Here is a 20,228-nt window from a genome sequence, read left to right as displayed (position 1 = left end):
CGACCGATGACTTCGAGAGAGGACGAGGTGCGAATCGACGAGGACGTCGTCGACGCGATCGGCGCGCTCGGGAACCGTACCCGCCTCGAGATCCTTCTCGCCCTGGCGGAGGCGCAGCGAGAACGACAGGAACGGTGGCTTCGGATGTCGTTTACGGAACTCTACGACGCCGTCGACGTCTCGAGTACGTCGCAGTTTTCCTACCACCTCGATCGGCTCGTCGGACCGTTCGTCGCCGAGACACCAGAGGGCTACCGGCTCACGGACGCCGGCGACAGGATCGTCCGCACGATCCTCGCCGGGCTGTACGAGAACACCCGTAGCTTCGACGAGACCGCCGTCGAGGGCATCTGCGTCTTCTGCGGGACCGACTCGCTCGTCGCGGCGGTCGACAAATCGCAGTTCGTCGTTCGCTGTTCGTCCTGCGACGCGAGAGTACTCACCGACCTTCTCCCCGAAAGCCAGACGCGACACCGATCGGCGTCGGAGATCGTCGACAGCGTTGGGGCCCGGATCTGGGGGTCGTTCACGCTGATCCGGGACGGTGTCTGTCCGGAGTGTTACGGCCCGATCGACACCGACGTCGACGCACACCGCCACGACGGGCGGACGCTGTACACGCTCGAGAGCACCTGTCGCGAGTGCTGGCTCACGACCCACGTCCCGCTCGAGGCGGTCGCCGTGCTCCACCCCGCCGTAGCAGGGTTCTTCTGGGAACATAGGATTGCCGTTCTGGAGCACCCGCTCTGGGAGTTTTTCGAACACATTGCCTCGAGGACGGTGCGGACCGACGTCGAGAGCGTCGATCCGCTCGCAGCGACCGTCGACATCACGCTCGACGGCGAGACGCGCCGGGTCGAGATCGACGACGACCTGATCGTAACACCTGTCGCGCAGCCCGACGCAGACGACCCCTAACGTGTCAGCTACCCACGACTGAAGTCGTGGGCTTGTCAGTGGACTCCCCTTCTGCCGTCGAATCGACGGAGGCGTGGAACTCGCCGTTCAGGTTCAGCGTCCCNATCGCGTTCGAAAGCCTGACCGATATTCGCAAGCGAATGGCTGGAGCGAAGCGATTCCACGCATGGGCATTCCGACGCCTCTCCCAGTATGTCGAATACAAAGCCGAGATGTTCGGTATCGAGGTCGAGCAGGTGAGTCCCGCATACACGTCTCAACGGTGTTCGTCGTGTGGTTTCACCCACGAGAACAATCGACGGTCGAAACACCAGTTCGTGTGCCAGAAGTGCGAGTACGAACTGAACGCGGACTACAACGCGAGCAAGAACATNATCGCGTTCGAAAGCCTGACCGATATTCGCAAGCGAATGGCTGGAGCGAAGCGATTCCACGCATGGGCATTCCGACGCCTCTCCCAGTACGTCGAATACAAAGCCGAGATGTTCGGTATCGAGGTCGAGCAGGTGAGTCCCGCATACACGTCTCAACGGTGTTCGTCGTGTGGTTTTACCCACGAGAACAATCGACGGTCGAAACACCAGTTCGTGTGCCAGAAGTGCGAGTACGAACTGAACGCGGACTACAACGCGAGCAAGAACNACCCACGAGAACAATCGACGGTCGAAACACCAGTTCGTGTGCCAGAAGTGCGAGTACGAACTGAACGCGGACTACAACGCGAGCAAGAACATCGCTCGCAAACTTCTCAAGAAACTCCACTCGGGGCAGAAGTCTTCGGGTGGAGGCGCACCCTGTCAGTGTGCGCTACCGTCAGGGACGCTGAACCTGAACGGCGAGTTCCACGCCTCCGTCGATTCGACGGCAGAAGGGGAGTCCACTGACAAGCCCACGACTTCAGTCGTGGGTAGCTGACNGGGACGCTGAACCTGAACGGCGAGTTCCACGCCTCCGTCGATTCGACGGCAGAAGGGGAGTCCACTGACAAGCCCACGACTTCAGTCGTGGGTAGCTGACCCGGAATCCTTAATGGATCGTCCGGCAAAAATTACGATCATGTACGACGATGAGGATCTCGAGTCCATTCGGCAAGCCGGCGAGGAGTGGGAAGCGGAGAGCCTCGAGCCGACGCTCGAGGCCCACGGCGAGCGAAAAGACCGGTTCGCGACCATTTCGAACCTCGAGGTCGATCGGCTCTACACGCCCGAGGACGTAAGCGATCTGGACTACCTCGAGGATCTGGGCTTCCCGGGCGAGGAGCCCTACACTCGTGGTCCGTATCCGACGATGTACCGCGGGCGCACCTGGACGATGCGTCAGTTCGCCGGCTTCGGCACGGCCGAGGAGACCAACGAACGATTTCACTACCTGATCGACGAGGGTCAGACCGGGCTGTCGGTCGCGTTCGACATGCCGACGCTGATGGGGCTTGACTCGGACGACCCGATGAGCGAGGGCGAGATCGGCAAGGAGGGCGTCGCGGTCGACACGCTGCGGGACATGGAGATCCTCTTCGACGGGATCGACTTAGAGGAGATCTCGACGTCGTTTACCATCAACCCCTCCGCGCCGGTGATCTACGCGATGTACGTCGCGCTGGCCGACGATCAGGGCGTCCCCCGCGAGAAGATCCGCGGCACCCTCCAGAACGACATGTTCAAGGAGTTCATCGCCCAGAAGGAGTGGGTGATCCCGCCCGAGCCGTCGCTGGACCTCGTGACGGATACGATCGAGTTCTCGACCGAGCAGACGCCGAAGTTCCACCCCGTCTCGATCTCGGGGTATCACATCCGCGAGGCCGGCTCGACCGCGGTCCAGGAGCTTGCCTTTACGCTGGCCGACGGCTTCGGTTACGTCGAGGACGCGGTCGATCGGGGGCTCGAGGTCGACGAGTTCGCTCCTCGCCTCTCCTTTTTCTTCAACTGCCACAACTCCTTCTTCGAGGAGATCGCGAAGTACCGGGCGGCCCGTCGGATCTACGCTCGCGTGATGGACGACTGGTACGACGCCGAGCGTGCGGAGTCCAAGCGTCTCAAATTCCACACCCAGACCGCGGGCCAGTCCTTGACCGCCCAGCAGCCGCTGAACAACGTCGCCCGCGTGACGATCCAGGCGCTGGCGGGCGTCCTCGGGGGCACCCAGTCGCTGCACACCAACAGCTTCGACGAGGCGCTGGCCCTGCCCGGCGAGAAGGCGGTGCGGGTGGCGCTTCGCACCCAGCAGATCATCGCCGAGGAGTCGGGCGCCGCCGACATCGTCGACCCCTGGGCGGGAGCTTCGCCGTCGAGGCGCTGACCGACGAGACCGAACGGCGCGCGATGGAGTACATCGAGGAGATCCGCGAGATGGGCGAGGGCTCGGTTCGGGACGGGATCCTCGAGGGGATCGACCAGGGCTACTTCCTGCGGGAGATCCAGGAGGCCTCCTACGAGTACCAGGAACGCGTCGAACGCGGCGAGGAGGTCGTCGTCGGCGTCAACCAGTACACGATCGAGGAGGACACCAGCCCCGATATCCTCCAGGTCGACGAGGACACCGCCGACCGCCAGCTGGGTCGACTCGAGGACGTCAAGAGCGAGCGCGACGACGGCGAGGTCGAGGCGACGCTCGAGGCCCTCGAGGGAGCCGTCGACCGCGGCGAGAACACGATGCCGTACATCGTCGACGCCGCGAAGGCCTACGCCACGATGGGCGAGATCATGGACGTCTTCGAGGCCGAACACGGCGCCTACAGCGAGCAGATCGGGCTGGCCTGAGCGATCCGTTCCTTACCACTCACTCCCGAACCTATTCTATCGCCGGGCCGATAGGGACCGTCGTCGATGGTCTCTACGCGTCTCGTCGTCCTCGTCTCGCTCGTCGCGAGTACCGCGATCGCGATCGCGAAGTTCGTCGCCTACCTGCTCACCGGCAACGTGAGCATGCTGAGTCAGACGTACTACTCGCTTGCCGACGTCGCCAACCAGGGACTGTTGCTACTGGGATTTCGGCTCAGCGAGGAAGGCGCGAGCCGCAAACACCCGTTCGGCCGCGGGAAGGAGCAGTACTTCTTCGCGTTCGTCGTCACCGTGCTCCTATTCGGGATCGCGGGCTTCGCGTCGGTCCGGGAGGGGTACGCCGCGCTCGAAGCCGGCGGATCCGCCGACGACGTCGACGTGACGATCAACTACGTCGTTCTCGGAGTCGCACTGGTCTTCGAGTCCTACGCGCTGTACACCTCCTACGGCGGGATGCAAACCGAGCGCGAGGCGAAGGGATTCGGCTCCATGTTCGAGACGTTCCGTCGCTCGAAGGACCCCTCGCTGCTCACCGCGGCTACGGAGAACTTCGTCGCAGTCGTCGGTGTGTGCGTCGCGATCGGCGGGATCTACCTCACCGACCGCACCGGTGCGGTCGTCTACGACGCGGCAGCGAGTATCGTTATCGGGCTCCTGCTGATGGGCCTGGCGCTGGCGCTGGCCTGGGAGAGCCGCAGCCTCATCGTCGGCGAGGGCGTGACCCGCCGCGAGCGGATCGCGATCGTCGACGCGATCCGCGCGGTCGACGGCGTCGAGGAACTGCTCGACCTGCGGACGATGCATCTGGGTCCCGAGTCGGTGCTCGTGGCGTGTGACGTTCGCTTCCGGTCGGATCTCGAGACGGCCGACCTCGAGCGAACGGTCGACGCCGTCGAGGTCGCGATCCGGGAGCAGGTCCCCGAGGCCGATCGGATCTACGTCGAGGCCGAGTCGGCCTGATCAGTCGTCCTCGAAACGTGCGATCGACGCGAACACGAACGCCAGCGTCGCCAGAAAGACCCCGACGGTCACGCCGGCGTACAGCGCCCCCGTCGTCGGCGAGGCGACGAACGTGATCTCGAGGACGGTCACGTCCTCGACTCCAGTGCGGGCCGGGATCGTGTAGCCGAGGAGCGCTCCGAGCGCGGCCGCAGCGGCGACGAGTGCGAGTCCGAGGGCGACGGCAAGACGCCGTCTCTCGAGCGATCGGCCGTCGCGTCGGTCGGAGTCAGTAGCCACGGCCGACGGTTCGAGGGCGGACGTTAGACTGTTGTCGGTTTCTCGCGCGGACGCGGGGAGGCCGTGTTCGGCGTGGGCGGCTACCCGCGACGGTATCGCAGGACGACGGCGCCGACGGCCGTCGCGACACCTGCAGCCGCGAGCGCGACGCCGCGGGCCGCGAGGCTGAGCGGGTCGTCGCCCGCGGCGACGACCTGCTCCGTACCGACGGCGTACAGCCCCCCACCCAGCACGACGAAGAGGGCGCCGAAGCCGATCGCGAGCGGCCAGGGGCTCGAGACATGACCTGACTCCGTGATGAAGCCGGTGATGCTCGACGCAAGGAGCACGAGTCCGCCGACCGCGATCGGGAGGACGCCGACGAGGATGCCGACCTCCGAGAGGACGAGTCCGGCGGCGATCAGCACGGGCCAGGGGCTCGAAGTGGGCGGCTGTTCGGTTTCGGTCGAACGGTCGGTCATATCGGCCGATAGGACCTGCCGCGTGTAGTACCTGCCCAAATCGAGCCGAACGGATCGATGCCCGGACGCGTCGTCAGCGCTCGAGACGGGTCTTCCGTGCTACGTTCGTACGATAGAGTTCGCTTGTCGGCTCGCGTGCAGTTGATGCTAGACGTCGCGGTCGATGACGAACTCCGTGAACTCTCGGAGCTTGCGCTCGTTCTCGGGATCGAACTCGAGGCCGTCGATCGCCGCTCGAGCTTCGGTCGCCAGCTCGAGAGCGTGCTCGCGGGCGTACTCGATGCTGTCGGCCTCCTCGAGGATCGAGAGCGCCTCGCCGATCTCCTCGTCGGTGTTGTCGTCGGCCTCGAGGATCGCCTCGAGCCGACGAGCCGTTTCGGGGTCGCTCTCCTCGATGGCGTGGATCACGAGCAGCGTCTTCTTCCCCTCGCGGACGTCGTTGCCGAACTCCTTGCCGAACTCGCCGGCTCGGCCGAGCGAGTTCTCGACGTCCAGGATGTCGTCGCCGATCTGGAAGGCGACGGCGGTCAGCTCGGCGTAGCTGGCGACTGCCTCCTCGACGTCGGCGGGCTGGTCGGTGATGATCGCGGCCAGCCGGGCGACGATCCGCCCCAGACAGCCCGTCTTGCAGGCACACATCTCGAGGTACTGCTCCGGCGTGACCCGCACCTCGCTCTCGTTGTGCCAGCAGATGTCCATTCCCTGGCCGAGGTGGGTCCGGTTGAGTTCGTCCATCAGCATCTCGTAGGCGGCCAGCCGACGCTCGGCCGGCAGCTCCGCCTGTTCTCGGGTCAGGATCTTCAGCGGCAGGAAGTACATCGCGTTGCCCGCGTTGAGCGCGATGTCGTCGTCGAAGACGTGGTGGAGGGCCGGCTCCCCCCGGCGCATCGCGGCCTCGTCCTCCACGTCGTCGACGATGATCGTTCCGTTGTGGAGGATCTCCGGGATACAGGCGTAACGCAGGTACTCCTCCGGATCCTCCCCGAACGCGTCGATAAACACCAGAAACAGCACGGCCCGCCAGCGTTTGCCGCCCCGATCGAGCAGCTCCCAGAGCGGGTCGGATAGCGCCCGCTGGATCCCTTCCGGGTCGTACTCGTAGGTCGGCTCGCCGAAGAACTCCTCGAGGTACTCCCCCTCGACCTCGCGCGGTACGAGATCGGCGATCGCCTCGTCGATAGCCGGCTGCCACTCGGCAAGCGTCTCCCGCATACCACCCTCGAGTGGGAGCGAGGTAAAAAAGATTCAGTTCCGCGCGTCTCCCCGCACTCGCGAACGGTCGCGCTCGCGGGAGTGCCACGCCGTGACGAACTATCAGGGAGCGTACTAGTTGTCGTCGAAGCCGATACCGTTACACGGCGGCAGAAAGACGATGCGAGCATGAGTACGTGGATCGGTGAGCTGTTTCGAAGCGACGTCGGCTGGAATCACCTCGAGGACCTGGTCGACATCGGGAATCGGATGGCCGGCAGCGCGGGCGAGCGCGAGGCCGCCGAACTGACCCGCGACGCGCTCGAAGACGCTGGCGCGGAGAACGCCCGGCTTGAGTCCTTCGAGATCCAGGGTTGGAGCCGCGGCGAGAGTTCGATCGCCGCCGGCGAGACGAGCCAGGACTGTATCGCGCTGCCGCGCAGTCCTTCCGACAGCGTCGAGGCGCCGCTGGTCGATCTCGGGTACGGGCTTCCCGAGGACTTCGAGGACGCCGATCTCGAGGACAAAGTCGTCATGGTCCGCAGCGACATCCCGAGCTATGCGGATCGGTACGTCCACCGCCGGGAGAAGTACTACCACGCCGTCGAGGCCGGCGCCGTCGGCTTCGTCTACCGGAACCACGTCGAGGGCTGTCTCCCGCCGACGGGTAGCGTTGGAACGGCCGAGGACCCGATCGGCGAGATCCCGGCCGTCGGCGTCTCGAGCGAGGTCGGGTCGCGCCTGGCGCGGCGGTTCGACGGCGAGCCGATCGAGGTCTCGGTCGACGCCGAGATCCGTAGTGCGGAAAGTCAGAACGTCCACGCCGAACTCGGCCCCGACACCGACGAGCGCGTGCTCGTGACGAGCCACGTCGACGCCCACGACATCGCGGAGGGGGCGCTGGACAACGGCGCGGGCACCGCGATGGTCGTCGAACTGGCAAACGCACTCGCCGCCCGCGAGGACGACCTCGAGACCCGCGTCGAGTTCGTCGCCTACGGCGCCGAGGAGGTCGGACTGGTCGGCTCGAGCTACCACGCCGAGACGGCCGACCACGACGCGATCACGGCGATCGTCAACAACGACGGCGTCGTCCGCGATCGAACGCTCGAGTTCACGACCCACGGCTTCGACGGGCTCGAGGACGCAGCCGAGACGGTCGCCGACCGCTACGATCACCCGGTCGATATCGTTCCCCGGCTTGGCCCCCACAGCGACCACTGGCCGTTCGTCCAGTGGGGCGTTCCGGGCTACCACGTCATGTCGACCTCCGACGACGTGGGCCGGGGCTGGGGCCACACCTTCGCCGACACCCTCGACAAGCTCGAGGTGCGCGACCTGCGCGAGCAGGCGATCCTGCTGACCGATCTGGTCGTCGACCTGGCGGGCGAGGACCGGTCCGTCGAGCCTCGCTCGACCGAGGAGATAATCGATGATCTCGAGGACCAGGACCTCGCCGAGGGGATGCGGGTAACCGGCGACTGGCCGTACGACGAGTAGCGGGAACCGTATCCTTTTGGATCGGCCGCGCGAACGCCGAGCTATGGACGCCGCGTGGGAACCGCCCGAGGACGGTGCCGTCGTCGGGATCGTCGCCGAGGAAGCCGACCGTCGAAGCGCCGTCGTCGACTCGTTGGCGGCCTCCCTCGAGGACCGCGGCCGGACGATCGTCGAGGTCTCTGCCGCGGTGCCGTCCGAGGCCGACGCCTCGGTACTGGTCGCACTCGGCGAGTGCGCGCTGTCGGCGCTCGCCCGCGAGACCCCCGACGTTCCGGTGCTCCCGGTCGGGGATAGCGCGGGCCTCGAGTCGGTCGCAGCCGAGTCGGTTGCCGACGCGCTCGAGGCGATCCTCTCGAACACCGCTAGCGTTCGCTCGCATCCGATCCTCGAGGTCGCCCTCGAGGGCGAGCGCTACCGCGGCCTGTTCGACGTCACGCTGGTGACCGCCGAACCTGCCAAGATCTCGGAGTACAGCGTTCGCTCGGATGACGAACTCGTCGGCTCGTTTCGCTCGGACGGCGTCGTCGCGGCGACGCCCGCCGGCACTCACGGCTACGCGAGCGCCGTCGACGCACCAGAACTCTCGGCCGCGCTCGAGGCCGTCGCCGTCGCCCCGATCGCGCCGTTCGCGACGCACGCTCGTCAGTGGGTGCTCCCGCCCGGATTCGAACTGCGGGTCGAACGCGACGAGGGCCCCGTCACGCTGGTTGTCGACGATCGTTCGGTTCGGTCCGTTCCCGTGGGCTCGCCGGTCGAGCTAACGTTCGAGGACGAACTCCGAACGCTGGTCCCATCGGCGGACTATCGGCGATAACTCGGTTCAACCGCCTCGAGCGTCGGCCTCGAGTTCCGCCCGCTCGAGGTCGTCGCCGCGGACAAGCAGGTAGCTGATCAGGACTAGCAGACCGAGAACGACGGCGAGCACTGCGAGCACCTCGAGGGACGTCACGATGGGATCCGCTGCCGGTGCCGAGAGCGTTCGTGTAGCTACACGAACCAGTCGGTACTAGTTAAATTATTCATCCAGTCCAGTTCGGATGGCGGAGCGAAAACGGGGTAGCGCGCGAGACGGCGGGAACGAACGTTAGCTCTCGAAGGGCTCCTCGTCGCGGTGGTTGTTCGGGTTCTGGTGCTCGAGGGCGTCGTCCTCGCGGTCGTCGGACTTGTGCTCGATGTCCTGGCGGCGCTGCTCCTCGTCCTGTCGTTCGCGGGCCTCCTTTTCTTCCTCGGTCAGTCCCTCCTCGTCCTCGTCCTCGGCGTCCGCGTCCTCGTGGGTTAGCTCAACGTCCCGTCCGTGCTCGTCCTTGCCGGTCTCGTTGTTGTCGGACATAGTGATCTCGGGAGTGGATTCACACGGGCGGCGAAAAGACGTTCGGCTTGCAACGGACGGCTGCAACCGACGAACCAGTTCGGCGCGACTACCAGGGCTCGCCCGAGGCGAGGTCGACCTCGCTGTCGCCCTTCTCCGAGGGACAGACGTCGGCGAGCACGCAGTCGTCGCAGTCCGGACTGCGGGCGGTACAGGTCGCCCGTCCGTGGTCGATACAGAGATGGGTAAACTGCTGCCAGTATCCCTCCGGAACGAGCGCCATTAGCTCCTGCTCGATCGCCTCCGGACGCTCCTCCTCCGTGAGCCCGAGCCGACGGGAGAGCCGCTGGACGTGCGTGTCGACGACGATCCCCTCGACGACGTCGTGGCCGTGCTGGAGCACGACGTTCGCGGTCTTTCGGCCGACCCCCGACAGCTCGGTTAGCTCGTCCATCGTGTCGGGCACCTCGCCGTCGTGTTCCTCGAGGATCGTCTCGCAGGAGCTCTTGATGTAGCCAGCCTTGCTGTTGTAGTAGGTGATCGAGTTCAGGTCCTCGGCGAGCTCCTCTTCGGAGACGGCGACGTAGTCCTCGGCACCGTCGTACTTCTCGAAGAGGTGTTCGGTCTCTGCGTTGACGCGCTCGTCGGTACATTGTGCCGAGAGGATCACGGCGATCAGCAGTTCGAGTCGGTTCGAGTACCGCAGCGAGATCGTCGAGTCGGGGTACTCGGCCTCGAGCCGATCGACGACCTCGACGGCCTGCTCCTCGGGGGTCTCGAGCGGGGTTCCCATGGCCGTTCTTTCGATGGCGTCCATTTCAGGGGTTCGGTTCCTCGGTTCGCCGATCCAGGCATCGGCGAGCTGACGGCTCGCTCACACCCCAATGCCGTGGGTTTTAAGCGCGCTTCGGCCAGCTATCCGGTATGAAAGCGACCGCGATCGCCCACCCCATCCAGGGCCTCGTCAAGTACCACGGGATGCGCGACGACGAGAAGCGCCTGCCGTACCACGACAGCATCAGCCTCTGTACGGCGCCGAGCCACACGAAGACGACCGTCGAGTTCTCGAGCGAGCTCGACGCCGACACGTTCGTCGTCGACGGCGAGACCCTCGCGGGCCGGGCCGCCGAGCGGGTCGATAGCGTCGTCGCGAAGGTTCGAGAACAGGCTGACGCCGACCACGCCACCGATCCCGTTCGCCTCGAGAGCGAGAACAGCTTCCCGACGAACGTCGGGCTGGGATCGTCTTCGTCGGGCTTTGCGGCCGCGGCGATGGCGCTCTCGGAGGCCGCGGGCCTCGAGGCAGACCTGGAGACGGTGTCGACGATCGCCCGCGTCGGGTCGGCCTCGGCCGCCCGCGCGGTGACCGGCTCGTTCTCTCAGCTTCACACCGGATTGAACGACGAAGACTGTCGCTCTCGAGCGATTCCGAGTGACCTCGACGAGGACGTCAAGATCGTCGTCGGACTCGTCCCCTACCACAAGGAGACGGAGGACGCCCACGACGAGGCCGCCGACAGCCACATGTTTCAGGCCCGCAACGCCCACATCCACGGCCAGATCGCGGAGATGCGCGACGCGCTTCGCGGCGACGACTTCGACCGGGTCTTCGAACTCGCCGAACACGACTCGCTGTCGCTGGCCGCGACGACCATGACCGGTCCGACGGGGTGGGTCTACTGGCAGCCGGCGACCCTCGAGATCTTCAACCGGGTGCGCCAGCTCCGCGAGGAGGAGGGCGTCCCGGTCTACTTCTCGACGGACACCGGCGCGAGCGTCTACGTCAACACTACCGAGGACCACGTCGACCGCGTCGAGGACGAAGTGAGCGACTGCGGCGTCGAGACGATGGTCTGGGACGTCGGCGGCCCGGCGCGGACCGTCGACGACCACCTGTTCTGATCGGCCCGGTTGCTCGAGGAACGATCGGCCACCGCCCGGAGCCGCCGCTTCTCGAGGTCTGGTGCGTAAAGAATGGGTGAGCGACGACTACGTCGATCGGATCAGACTCGGCGCGTTACCGAGGCCGCGCGAAGCTCATCGCTCGCAGCGCCGCGATGACGAGGATCAACGCGAGCACCGCCACCGCGAGCCACTGTCCGGTGTGTGTGGCGAGCGCGTCACCGACCATGCCGAGGAGGTCGGCGCCGACCGCTTGCCCCACGGCGAACAGGACGACTGCGAGACCGACGAGGATGACGACCGTCTGGACGGCGGTCGAGGCCATCCACGCCCCGGGAGCGAACCGGGAACCGCGCGGTTGTTCCTCCGGCGGACGACTCTCGTTCGACTGGGAGCCACCGCGTTCGGTCTGTTCGGACATAGGCGTTCACCCGACCAGGGCTACTGCCACGCCACGGATTATTATGTCTCAGGTAAGGCGATCGCCCCGGTCTGTCTCGAGCGACCTATCCGACTGCTAACGGCGATCCGATCGGCGAAACTATGGGATGATTCTTCCTGATGGTTGGCGCGGACACCCGCGTACGTCCGGCACGTTTCGTTCGAAACCGGTCGTTCGATCATCGAAACAGTCGCCGGCGAGGGAGGGACGGCTCCGTCGGCCCCGGCGTCGCGTCGGCTCACGTCCAGCGGTCCAGCCCCGTCTGAGTGGCCTGCTCCTCGATGCGTTCGAAGCTGCGCTCGACCTCGTCGGCCGCCACGCCCCACTCGTCGGTGACGTACGCGCGGGCGGCTTCGAGGTCCGGTTCGATCGTCGTCTCGAAGGCATAGTCGTCGGTAACGTTCGGATCGCGGAACAGCTGGCGAACCCGATCGCCGTACTCGACGGTGTCCCCGCGGGCCTCGAGCACGCTCCAGAGGTCGCCGTGCTCGGTGATCTCGCTGATCGCCGTCTTGGGCCCGATTCCGGACACGCCCTCGTTGAAGTCCGTTCCGATGAGGATGGCGGCGTCGATCAGCTGCTCCAGCGTGAGGTCGTGGCGCTCGAGGGTCGCCTCGAGATCCATCAGCTCGGGGTCGCCCTTGCTCGTCAGCTGGCGCAGCGTCAGCGGCGCGCCGAAGAGCAGAGCGTCGTAGTCCTCCGAGCCGACGTAGTCGGCGTCACCGCGTTTGACCACGTGAGCCGCCTGGGCCTCGCCCTCCGCGGGCGCCTCGACGACGGGCACGTCGAGCAGCTCGAGCAGCTCGCGGCTCGTCTCCTGGATCGTCGGGGTCAGCCGCTGGGTGCGGGACTCGAGCTGGGCGATGGCCACCTGATCGCCCTCCTCGCGGGCGGTCTCGAGCTGTTCCTCGTACGTTCGGCGCTGCTCCCGGCGGGATTCGATCTCGTCTTCTTTGAGCTGTGAGGGGCCGCCGTCGAACACCATGACGGGGGTGACGTCGTGCTCGAAGAACCGGGAGATGCCCTGGACGATGCCGATGAGGTTCGCGACTTCGGTGCCGTCGGCGGTGGTGTACTTCTCGCTCGAGGTCCACTTGACTGTCGTCGTCAGATACCGATAGAGCCAGTTGTGGGCGTCGACGGCGATGACGCCCTCGATCTCGTCGAACGGCACGTCCTCGATGACCGCGATGTCCCGCAGTGCAGCGTTACCCATTACCGGTCGTTGGACGCGTCGGGGTTTGAATCGTTGGCTTCCGGATCGTGGCCGTCGACGACGAAAGCCGTCGAGCCGATTCCTCGAGTGATAGCCTCTCGAGCGTGGGAAGGCGGAGTGTGGGCAGGGACGCCACTCACTCGCGCGAGGACGGGAGAACGCCTTGCCCTCCCCAGCCGACTCGCTCGCGTGGACCGCTCGCTCGCCCCTCGCGGTTCGCGGCGCGTCTCGTTGCACTCGCCGCGCCGCTGCGCGCCAGCGAACGGGTGGTCCGTCGACCGCAGCCACCGGGCCAGTCGAGGACTGCCTCGCGGGGCCGCTCACCCGTCGTCCGCGCTCGAGTCGGGCGGGCCACGATCCCGCCGCGCCTCGAGGAACGCCTCCTCCTCCGTCGAGAGATCACGCTCGCGAAACGCCGAGAGCCCCGCCTGGTAGCGCTCGCGGCTCGTCCCTTCGTCGGTCGCGCCCTCGTTGCTCGAGCTGTCGACGGGAGCGGGGTACTCGAGGATCAGCTCCGCGATCCCGGTCGTCTCGTCGGTGTAGCCAAAGCCCGCTCTGTACAGCGCCTCGTAGGCGAAGGGATTGTTGACCGCGATCCGCAGGCGATCGTACCCGCGCTCCGTCGCGTGGTCTCGAACGAGTCGGACGAGTTCGGGGCCGATTCCCTCCCCGCGGCGGTCGCCGGCGACCGTCACGTACCGCAGCCAGAGGGTCGCCTCGTCCGTGCGGTCCTCGTTGAACGCGATCGCCGCGACGAGGTCGCCGTCCTCGCGCGCGACGGCCTTTCCGGTGTTCGTCATAACGAACTTCCCGGCGTAGCTGAACCGCTCGTGGTCGAGGCGAAGTTTCGGTCCGTCCGGCGGCCAGCCCAGTAGTTCGTACTCCACGGATGATCGTTCGTCGACGCAGGGCCTAAGAGTCACGCCCCGTTTTCGTTCATCCTGCCCATTCCCGCAGTGGCGAATTCAACGGGCGGATTTTTCCGCTTACGCTCCCTCTGTGTGGGTGATGACGGACGAAGAAGATCACGAGGAGGAACTTCTCGAGGCGGAGCTCGAACAGTCGCCCGAACAGGCCGCCGACTGGCTGCGCAACCTCGCCGACGAACTCGAGGACGGCGAGGAGCTGACGGTCTCGACCGACGACGACTCCGTGACGGTCGCGCTGCCCGAAGACAACCTCGAGTTCGAGGTCGAACTCGAGCGCGAACCCGAGGACGACGACCACGACGAGATCGAACTCGAGATCGAACTGGAGTGGCTCGTCCCGAGTTCGGACGACGAGTAACAGACCGGCCTGCGCCCGGATCGCTGGGGCACCGACCACAGCGATACCCGTTTTCGTGGTACATCGTTTCGAGGACGACAGCCGCGCGTCCGTCGGTCGTTCTCACGGTTCGACACCGAACGCGATAGCCCCGGCTGTCGAACGTTGGAAGGTGGTTATGAAGAGTGGGAGCTCGCTACTCCACACTCGGTACGAGGGGTCGTTCCCGGATATCCCTGGCCCCAAAACAGATTGGGTCCACCTCGGTCAACGGGGCGACCGACGGTTCAGAACCGGTTTCGCCAGCGCTCGCTTCGGATCACTTCGTCCTTCATCGCCGAGCAGTGTTCCTTCGCGCGTTCCTCCTCGAACTCGTCGGCCATGTCGTCGACGCAGGACTCCCAGGAGCCGCCGATCGACGACCAGTACTCGAGAACGCTGTCCCGATCCCAGCCTTCCGGGAGGCCATCGAGGCCGTTGACGTCCTCGTCGACGACTTCGGTCAGCGCCTCCTCGTCGGTCGATTCGGTCGCGTCCCGGTCCTCGAGGTCGCTGGTCTCGAGCGCCGAGGCGCGGTAGACCGCCGAGCCGACGGCCTCGAGACCGACGACGTACGCGGGCTGGTCGTCGTTCGCGGAGACCTCGGCGAGATCGTCCCCGTTCTGAGGAAACTCGAACGATTCGGTCAGGACGGCCGCGACGACGCCGCGGCCGTCGGGTGTCGCGACGACGTCTCCTTCCTCGTATCTGGTGCCCATACCCGGTTCTCCGACTCCAGTTTCAGTAGTGGCGGTGCCGGGAGCTGCAAGGGGCCGATTCGGGGGTAGTGCTCGAGTCGAAGGAGGTGGTTTGGTCGCTCGAGGTGGCGTCTTTTGTAGGGTGCGCGGACCGGGATTTGAACTACGCGAAGACGGTCGCGCTCGCTTCGCTCGCGCGCTGCGTCTTCTCTACTTCAAATCCCTAATGCGATTTCTGCTGCTCGCGGGATTGCTCGCAGCAGAAATGCGCGGACCGGGATTTGAACCCGGGCCATGAGCTTGGAAGGCTCAGGTCCTACCACTAGACCATCCGCGCGCACTCTTTCGTTTTCGTTCCTCGTTTAAGGCTATTCCGTTTCGGCTCGAGGGACGCGTTCCCCGCCCGCGACGGTCGCATAGCAGTTCCCGCTCGAGAGCTCCCACTCCACGACCTCGAGGGCGCTCGCCTCGAGGTCGCGCTCGAACTCCGCGGGGTCGTAGATGTGGTAGAAGCGGTCGACGGCCTCGCCGCCCGGGAGGGTCCACTCGACGGTCGTGTCGAACCCCTCCGTCTCGTCGAATCGGTCGTGGGCGGTCGACCAGGCGCTGACGAGCGCGCGGCCGTCGGGGGCGAGGACGCGCGCGAGCTCGTCCAGGCTCGCCAGCCGCGTCGCTCGCGTCGGCAAGTGATGCAGCGTTGCGACGTAGACGGCGACGTCGACGCTATCGTCGGTTAGCGGCAGGCTCGAAGCGTCGCCCTGAACCAGCGAGACGTCGAACTCGCGCTCGTGAGCCCGTTCGCGCCCGGTCTCGAGCAGGCCGCGGCTGACGTCGAGGCCGATCACGCGGTCGATCCCGTCGGCGTCGGCCAGTAGCTGGGCGTGGCGGCAGTTGCCACACCCCAGGTCGAGCCCGACGGCTCCCTTCGGTGCGGGTTCCTCGAGAAAGGCTTCGACCTCGGGCCAGGCGTACTCGCGGGTCGAGGCGAAGTGGGTCGCGATCCGATCGTACGTGTCGCGGACGGCCCGCCGGTGGTCCATCTCGGTCGCACGGAGAGCGCGAGCGCGCAAAAAGCGTTCGATGACTCGAGCGGTCGTCGTCACGACCACGTTTGCCCACGCGAACCGGCTCCATCGACGGATCCGTCGAAGACCGGAGTAGTCTTGCGTTACGTTCATACGGTGGGAGTACCAAGCGAGGGTACGGAATGAGGCGCGAGCACTTCACACTGGATGTCAGCAACGTCGACTGGGTCGAGACCGACGGCGAGCCGGCGAAACCGTCGGTATCGATCGACTTCACCGGTCCAGCGACGGCACTCCGTGAGCGCCTTACCGCTCCCGACGGGGACGTCCTCGAGGCGAGCGAGACCGACGCCGCCCTCCGTCTCCAAGGTCCGCTCGGGGAGGAAACCGACGGCGTCGTGAGCGTCGCCAACCGAACCACGGGCGAGTTCCTGCTGGAACTCAACGAGGACGCCGACAACGTCCTGCGGTTCATTCGGGCCGCACGCGGCTACGGCGAGAACGGGAGCGGCGACGGGCGGTACGAGATCGAGATCCTGTTCGATGGCGAGGAGTTCGTCAGCTACGACAAGGGCACGTTCCTGGTCTACGACGAGGACGGGAACCTCCTCCGCCAGCACAGTCTCATCCCCAGTGGCGTCGAACTCTAAACCCAGGCCGCGGGAACCGACCGGCAATTATAAGTGTTTTAGGCACGCCTAAATCGAATGTACGCCGGCAGACGCCGGAAATCGATATGGCGAACGGACAACTACTCACGTCGGCGACCGACGCAAGGCAGTCGAGAACCCCGTCTCCGGAATCCGACAAGGATGTCGTCCTCGAACTCGACGGCGTCGCGAAACGGTACGGTACCGAGGACGTGATCTCGGACCTCTCGCTGTCCGTTCGCGACGGCGAAATTCTCACCCTCCTCGGTCCCTCCGGCTGCGGGAAGACGACGACGCTCCGACTGATCGCAGGATTGGAGCGACCGAACGCGGGCACCATCCAACTCCAGGAGACCTCGGTCGCGGGCGAGGGCCGGTTCGTCCCGCCGGAGGAACGCGGAACGGGGGTCGTCTTTCAGGAGTTCGCACTGTTTCCACACCTCACGTCCCGCGAGAACGTCGCGTTCGGACTACAGGAGTGGGACGAACCCGACCGTGAAGCGCGAGTCGATGAACTGCTCGAGCTGGTCGGTCTCGAGGACCACGGCGAGGACTATCCGGACGAACTCTCGGGGGGACAACAGCAGCGAATCGCGCTCGCCCGCTCGCTGGCGCCCGAACCCGAGATGTTACTGCTGGACGAGCCGTTCTCGAACCTCGACGTCGACCTGCGCGTCGAGATGCGCGAGGAGGTTCGCCGAATCATCAAGGCCGCCGGTGTCACCGCCGTCTCCGTGACCCACGACCAGGAGGAGGCGCTGTCGATCTCCGACCGGGTCGCGGTAATGAACGAGGGCGACATCGAGCAGATCGACACGCCCGAACAGGTCTTTCAGCAGCCAGAGTCCCGCTTCGTCGCGGGCTTTCTCGGTCACGCGAGCTTCCTCGCCGGGGACGTACGAGGCGACCACGTCGACACCGCGCTCGGACGGGTGTTACGCGACAACGTCAACGGCCTCGCCGAGCAGTACAACGGAACCTCGGTCGATCTCCTCGTTCGCCCGGACGACGTGACGGCCTACCCGGCCGCCGACACCGACGCCCCCGCCGACGGCACCGTGGTCTACCGCCGGTACCTCGGACCGACCGTGCTCTACCGGGTCGAACTCGACACCGGCGAGACGATCGAGTGTATGCACAACCACTCCGATCGGATCAACCTGGACGAGCGCGTCGCGGTGCGGGTCACCGCCGACCACGAACTCGCCTGGTTCCCCGTCGGCCAGCGCGAGCGAACGCCCTCGGTCGCAGCCGACTGAGCCCCGTCACCGGGCCGTCTTCAGGCCTTTCCGCCCGACGTAGCTGTTTTGCGACGCGTCGCCACGCAATGCTTAAACCAAAACCCTCCTTACACGTGGATATGCACAAGGACGAACTCCTCGAACTCCACGAAGAACTCGTCGTCATCATGGAGTACTTCTCGGAGCGCGAGGAGGTCGACGAGGAGTTGTTCGATCCGTACCGCCAGCTCGATGTCGATCCCTCGCACGTCCACAAATCGAAGAGCGAGCACAAACACGCCGTCTTCGTGCTGGGCAACGCGCTGGCCAAGGCGATGAGCGAGGACGAGTTCTCGAGTGCCGGGCGGATCGGCAAACGCATGAAGGAACTCGCCGAGGACGCCGAGNAGATGTGTATAAGAGACAGGATATAGACGAAACGTATTTGTCCCGGATCCTGGTTGTTGTCGCATGGACTCGCGCACGCAAGAGCGCGTCGAGCGCTGGGATTCCCGCCCGTTCGATGGGGATCTCCACGCGCTTGCTGGCGCCGACTTCTCCGGTGCCGTCGACGTCGACGACACCTGGGTGTTCCTGCTCGGGGGCCGTATCGTCGGCGTCATCGACGGCGACCTCGAGGCGGTCGCAGGCGGCTCCGGAACCGCCTACGAGGCGCCCCACCGGGCACTCCCGTTGCTCTGCTCGATGGAGGCCCAACGCGGCGCGCCGCGGGGGCAGTACTACACGAACGAGACGCCTCTCGAGGAGGTCGACGACACCCTTCAGGAGGGGGCGTTCACCGGCTACGTCGAACTGAGCGAGAACGTTCTCAGCGGGGACTACTACTTGGTTTATTATGGCGGCAGACGGATGGCGGTCGCGTACATCGGTAACGCCGAACGACTGCTCGTCGGCGAGGAGGCCTTCGAGCGAGCGGTCGACGAGGTCGGCATCTACGACGTGATCGACGTCGAGGTCGAGGTTGCGGACGTCGCCGACGCGGTCGACGCTCCGCCAGCAGCTGACACCGGAGACGCTGGTGCCCCGAAGACTCATACGCGGTCCGACGAGCCGAATCCGGCATCCGATCGCCAGCAGCGAGCGACCGTCGGACCGAAGCCGGCCGGATCGAACGCGACCGCGACAGCCTCCGCGGGGACTCCGAGTGCGAACGACGACGACCCGGTCGAGACGGACGACCTCGAGGAGGATGAGACTCGCTGGCAGGAGTCGCGGAGCGTCCCCTCGGTTGATTCGGAACCGAACGGCAACGTCGCGAACGCTCCGAGCGACGGGGCTGTCGCCGCCGAGGAGCCGTCGGCGTCGTCGAACGCGCCGGAACCGGACGCCGACGCCCCGCCCGACTCCGAGGAGCCGACCGAAGCCGACGGCGCAGCCGAGACGACGACGCCCGTCGAGGAATCCGATTCCGGCGATGCACGCGATATCGAGGACCCCGTCGGACGCCTCGAGGCCGAACGGGAGCGGCTTCGCGCGCGCAACCAGGAACTGTCGTCGACCGTCGCCGAGCTTCGAGCGCGGATCGAGTCCCTCGAGGCGGAACTCGAGGGCCAGTCACCCTCGTCCGGACCTGATTTCGGGATCGGCGAGGCGCTCTCGCAGACGAACCTCTTCGTCCGGTACGACTCGCGAAGCCAGCCCACGCTCGGGACGGCCCACGAGGACCGCGTCGACCGCAGCGAGGTCGACGCGAACCTGCGACTCGAGTACCACACGCGGTTCGATGACGTCGGCGCCACCGTCGACGGCGTTCCCTTCGCCGAGGCGCTGACCGACTCGATGGAGTTTCGCTTCCTCGAGTGGCTCACGACTGAGCTATTCTTCGAGATCCGGGACACCGGTCGTGCGGACGGGCTCGCCGACCTCTACGAGGGGATCACGCGGATCGACCGCGTCGAGCTTCGAAGCGAGCTTTCGATCGGAGCCGACACCGAGGACGGCACCGAGACGGTCGCGTTCGACGTCGTCGCCTACGACAAGATGGGCCACCCGTTGCTCGTGGCGGCACTGAACGACTCGCGGGAGCCGGTCTCGCGCGACCGACTCGAGTCGGTCGCAACCGACGCGGCGGCGGTCGCCGATCGCCACCCGGAGCTGGCGGCCGCGCTCGTCGTCACCCGGAGCTACTTCGAACCCGGCGCGCTCGAGGTCGTCGAGGAGGCGACCAAGAGCGGCTTTCTCAGCCGCGGCTCGCGGCTGAGCTACGTCAACAACGCGGGGTACCACCTCTGTCTCGCCGAGTCGCGGTCGGAGGGGTTCCACCTTACCGTCCCCGAACTGTAGCCTCGAGCGAGCGGTCGTCGCTCGTCGGCACCCGTTCGCACCGCTACCGACGCTGCGGGCAAAACGACGAC

Annotated in this window: 22 protein-coding genes, 1 tRNA gene and 3 pseudogenes; 13 read left to right on the top strand and 13 right to left on the bottom strand. The window is 66.1% G+C overall.

Annotated features, from left to right (window positions below):
- Nucleotides 1-6: 6 nt before the first annotated feature.
- Nucleotides 7-918 (top strand): ArsR/SmtB family transcription factor, encoded by a 912-nt coding sequence (locus C491_RS11230; RefSeq protein ID WP_005556263.1) that lies wholly within the window; start codon nt 7-9, stop codon nt 916-918.
- Nucleotides 919-922: 4 nt separating this feature from the next.
- Here the strand turns inward: C491_RS11230 and C491_RS24190 are convergent.
- Nucleotides 923-1,021 (bottom strand): annotated as a pseudogene (locus C491_RS24190) (transposase); the annotation flags it as partial.
- A gap of 1 nt (nt 1,022) precedes the next feature.
- Here C491_RS24190 and C491_RS24380 point away from each other — a divergent pair.
- The 4 genes and pseudogenes from C491_RS24380 to C491_RS11215 all read left to right on the top strand — a co-directional run.
- Nucleotides 1,023-1,559: pseudogene (locus C491_RS24380) on the top strand (zinc ribbon domain-containing protein); the annotation flags it as partial.
- Nucleotides 1,560-1,596: 37 nt separating this feature from the next.
- Nucleotides 1,597-1,833 carry a transposase gene (locus tag C491_RS24375; protein ID WP_005556259.1) on the top strand — a complete coding sequence of 79 codons (237 nt, stop codon included), beginning with the start codon at nt 1,597-1,599 and terminating at the stop codon, nt 1,831-1,833.
- 141 nt (nt 1,834-1,974) lie between these two features.
- A pseudogene (locus C491_RS11220) lies at nt 1,975-3,674 on the top strand (acyl-CoA mutase large subunit family protein).
- A 66-nt stretch (nt 3,675-3,740) separates the two neighbouring features.
- Nucleotides 3,741-4,655 carry a cation diffusion facilitator family transporter gene (locus tag C491_RS11215; protein WP_005556257.1) on the top strand — a complete coding sequence of 305 codons (915 nt, stop codon included), beginning with the start codon at nt 3,741-3,743 and terminating at the stop codon, nt 4,653-4,655.
- Here C491_RS11215 and C491_RS11210 read toward each other — a convergent pair whose 3' ends face one another.
- From C491_RS11210 to C491_RS11200, 3 genes are all read right to left on the bottom strand, one after another.
- Entirely contained in the window at nt 4,656-4,934 is a 279-nt protein-coding gene (locus tag C491_RS11210; RefSeq protein ID WP_005556255.1) for a DUF7520 family protein, read from the bottom strand.
- Nucleotides 4,935-5,014: 80 nt separating this feature from the next.
- Complete coding sequence (locus tag C491_RS11205; protein ID WP_005556254.1) at nt 5,015-5,395, bottom strand: DUF7541 family protein; 381 nt, start codon at nt 5,393-5,395, stop codon at nt 5,015-5,017.
- Between the two features lie 147 nt (nt 5,396-5,542).
- Nucleotides 5,543-6,607 carry a polyprenyl synthetase family protein gene (locus tag C491_RS11200; RefSeq protein WP_005556251.1) on the bottom strand — a complete coding sequence of 355 codons (1,065 nt, stop codon included), beginning with the start codon at nt 6,605-6,607 and terminating at the stop codon, nt 5,543-5,545.
- A 168-nt stretch (nt 6,608-6,775) separates the two neighbouring features.
- On the opposite strand from C491_RS11200, the gene C491_RS11195 reads away from it, so the two are divergent.
- Complete coding sequence (locus tag C491_RS11195; RefSeq protein ID WP_005556249.1) at nt 6,776-8,086, top strand: M28 family peptidase; 1,311 nt, start codon at nt 6,776-6,778, stop codon at nt 8,084-8,086.
- Between the two features lie 43 nt (nt 8,087-8,129).
- On the top strand, nt 8,130-8,900 hold the full coding sequence (locus C491_RS11190) for an NAD(+)/NADH kinase (protein WP_005556247.1): 771 nt from the start codon (nt 8,130-8,132) through the stop codon (nt 8,898-8,900).
- Between the two features lie 6 nt (nt 8,901-8,906).
- On the opposite strand, the gene C491_RS23980 is transcribed toward C491_RS11190, so the two are convergent.
- From C491_RS23980 to nth, 3 genes are all read right to left on the bottom strand, one after another.
- Nucleotides 8,907-9,035, bottom strand: a complete 129-nt coding sequence (locus C491_RS23980) for a hypothetical protein (protein ID WP_275040009.1) — start codon at nt 9,033-9,035, stop codon at nt 8,907-8,909.
- Between the two features lie 135 nt (nt 9,036-9,170).
- The gene (locus C491_RS11185) at nt 9,171-9,416 is read right to left on the bottom strand and encodes a hypothetical protein (protein ID WP_005556246.1); all 246 of its coding nucleotides are present in this window, start codon (nt 9,414-9,416) and stop codon (nt 9,171-9,173) included.
- Nucleotides 9,417-9,504: 88 nt separating this feature from the next.
- The gene (nth, locus tag C491_RS11180) at nt 9,505-10,188 is read right to left on the bottom strand and encodes an endonuclease III (protein WP_005556245.1); all 684 of its coding nucleotides are present in this window, start codon (nt 10,186-10,188) and stop codon (nt 9,505-9,507) included.
- 131 nt (nt 10,189-10,319) lie between these two features.
- On the opposite strand from nth, the gene mvaD reads away from it, so the two are divergent.
- Nucleotides 10,320-11,297 (top strand): phosphomevalonate decarboxylase MvaD, encoded by a 978-nt coding sequence (mvaD, locus tag C491_RS11175; protein WP_005556243.1) that lies wholly within the window; start codon nt 10,320-10,322, stop codon nt 11,295-11,297.
- Between the two features lie 115 nt (nt 11,298-11,412).
- Here mvaD and C491_RS11170 read toward each other — a convergent pair whose 3' ends face one another.
- The 3 genes from C491_RS11170 to C491_RS11160 all read right to left on the bottom strand — a co-directional run bounded on the left by C491_RS11170 (nt 11,413) and on the right by C491_RS11160 (nt 13,842).
- Nucleotides 11,413-11,718 carry a hypothetical protein gene (locus C491_RS11170; protein ID WP_005556241.1) on the bottom strand — a complete coding sequence of 102 codons (306 nt, stop codon included), beginning with the start codon at nt 11,716-11,718 and terminating at the stop codon, nt 11,413-11,415.
- 259 nt (nt 11,719-11,977) lie between these two features.
- Nucleotides 11,978-12,955: a flap endonuclease-1 gene (gene fen / locus C491_RS11165; RefSeq protein ID WP_005556239.1), complete on the bottom strand. Its 978-nt coding sequence runs from the start codon at nt 12,953-12,955 to the stop codon at nt 11,978-11,980.
- Nucleotides 12,956-13,275: 320 nt separating this feature from the next.
- Nucleotides 13,276-13,842: a GNAT family N-acetyltransferase gene (locus C491_RS11160; RefSeq protein ID WP_005556237.1), complete on the bottom strand. Its 567-nt coding sequence runs from the start codon at nt 13,840-13,842 to the stop codon at nt 13,276-13,278.
- Nucleotides 13,843-13,963: 121 nt separating this feature from the next.
- Here C491_RS11160 and C491_RS11155 point away from each other — a divergent pair, with 121 nt between their 5' ends.
- A complete protein-coding gene (locus tag C491_RS11155; RefSeq protein ID WP_005556235.1) occupies nt 13,964-14,242 on the top strand; it encodes an amphi-Trp domain-containing protein in 279 nt (92 codons plus the stop codon).
- A gap of 266 nt (nt 14,243-14,508) precedes the next feature.
- Here the strand turns inward: C491_RS11155 and C491_RS11150 are convergent, their stop codons facing one another.
- From C491_RS11150 to C491_RS11140, 3 genes are all read right to left on the bottom strand, one after another.
- Nucleotides 14,509-14,979, bottom strand: a complete 471-nt coding sequence (locus C491_RS11150; RefSeq protein WP_005556233.1) for a hypothetical protein — start codon at nt 14,977-14,979, stop codon at nt 14,509-14,511.
- A gap of 245 nt (nt 14,980-15,224) precedes the next feature.
- Nucleotides 15,225-15,295 (bottom strand) — tRNA-Gly (locus C491_RS11145).
- 31 nt (nt 15,296-15,326) lie between these two features.
- Complete coding sequence (locus C491_RS11140) at nt 15,327-15,998, bottom strand: class I SAM-dependent methyltransferase (RefSeq protein ID WP_049891803.1); 672 nt, start codon at nt 15,996-15,998, stop codon at nt 15,327-15,329.
- Between the two features lie 167 nt (nt 15,999-16,165).
- Between C491_RS11140 and C491_RS11135 the strand changes: the two genes are divergently transcribed.
- From C491_RS11135 to C491_RS11120, 4 genes are all read left to right on the top strand, one after another.
- Nucleotides 16,166-16,633, top strand: a complete 468-nt coding sequence (locus tag C491_RS11135; RefSeq protein ID WP_005556229.1) for a DUF5793 family protein — start codon at nt 16,166-16,168, stop codon at nt 16,631-16,633.
- A gap of 86 nt (nt 16,634-16,719) precedes the next feature.
- Nucleotides 16,720-17,892: an ABC transporter ATP-binding protein gene (locus tag C491_RS11130; RefSeq protein ID WP_005556227.1), complete on the top strand. Its 1,173-nt coding sequence runs from the start codon at nt 16,720-16,722 to the stop codon at nt 17,890-17,892.
- Between the two features lie 101 nt (nt 17,893-17,993).
- Nucleotides 17,994-18,287 (top strand): UPF0058 family protein, encoded by a 294-nt coding sequence (locus tag C491_RS11125; RefSeq protein ID WP_005556225.1) that lies wholly within the window; start codon nt 17,994-17,996, stop codon nt 18,285-18,287.
- 37 nt (nt 18,288-18,324) lie between these two features.
- Nucleotides 18,325-20,157, top strand: coding sequence for a bZIP transcription factor (locus tag C491_RS11120; protein ID WP_005556223.1), 1,833 nt, complete (start codon nt 18,325-18,327; stop codon nt 20,155-20,157).
- Nucleotides 20,158-20,228: the final 71 nt, after the last annotated feature.

It is taken from the genome of Natronococcus amylolyticus DSM 10524, from assembly GCF_000337675.1.
Lineage (GTDB): Archaea > Halobacteriota > Halobacteria > Halobacteriales > Natrialbaceae > Natronococcus > Natronococcus amylolyticus.
Note: the sequence above shows the minus strand (reverse complement) of the source record. Positions and strands in the feature narration are given on the sequence as shown.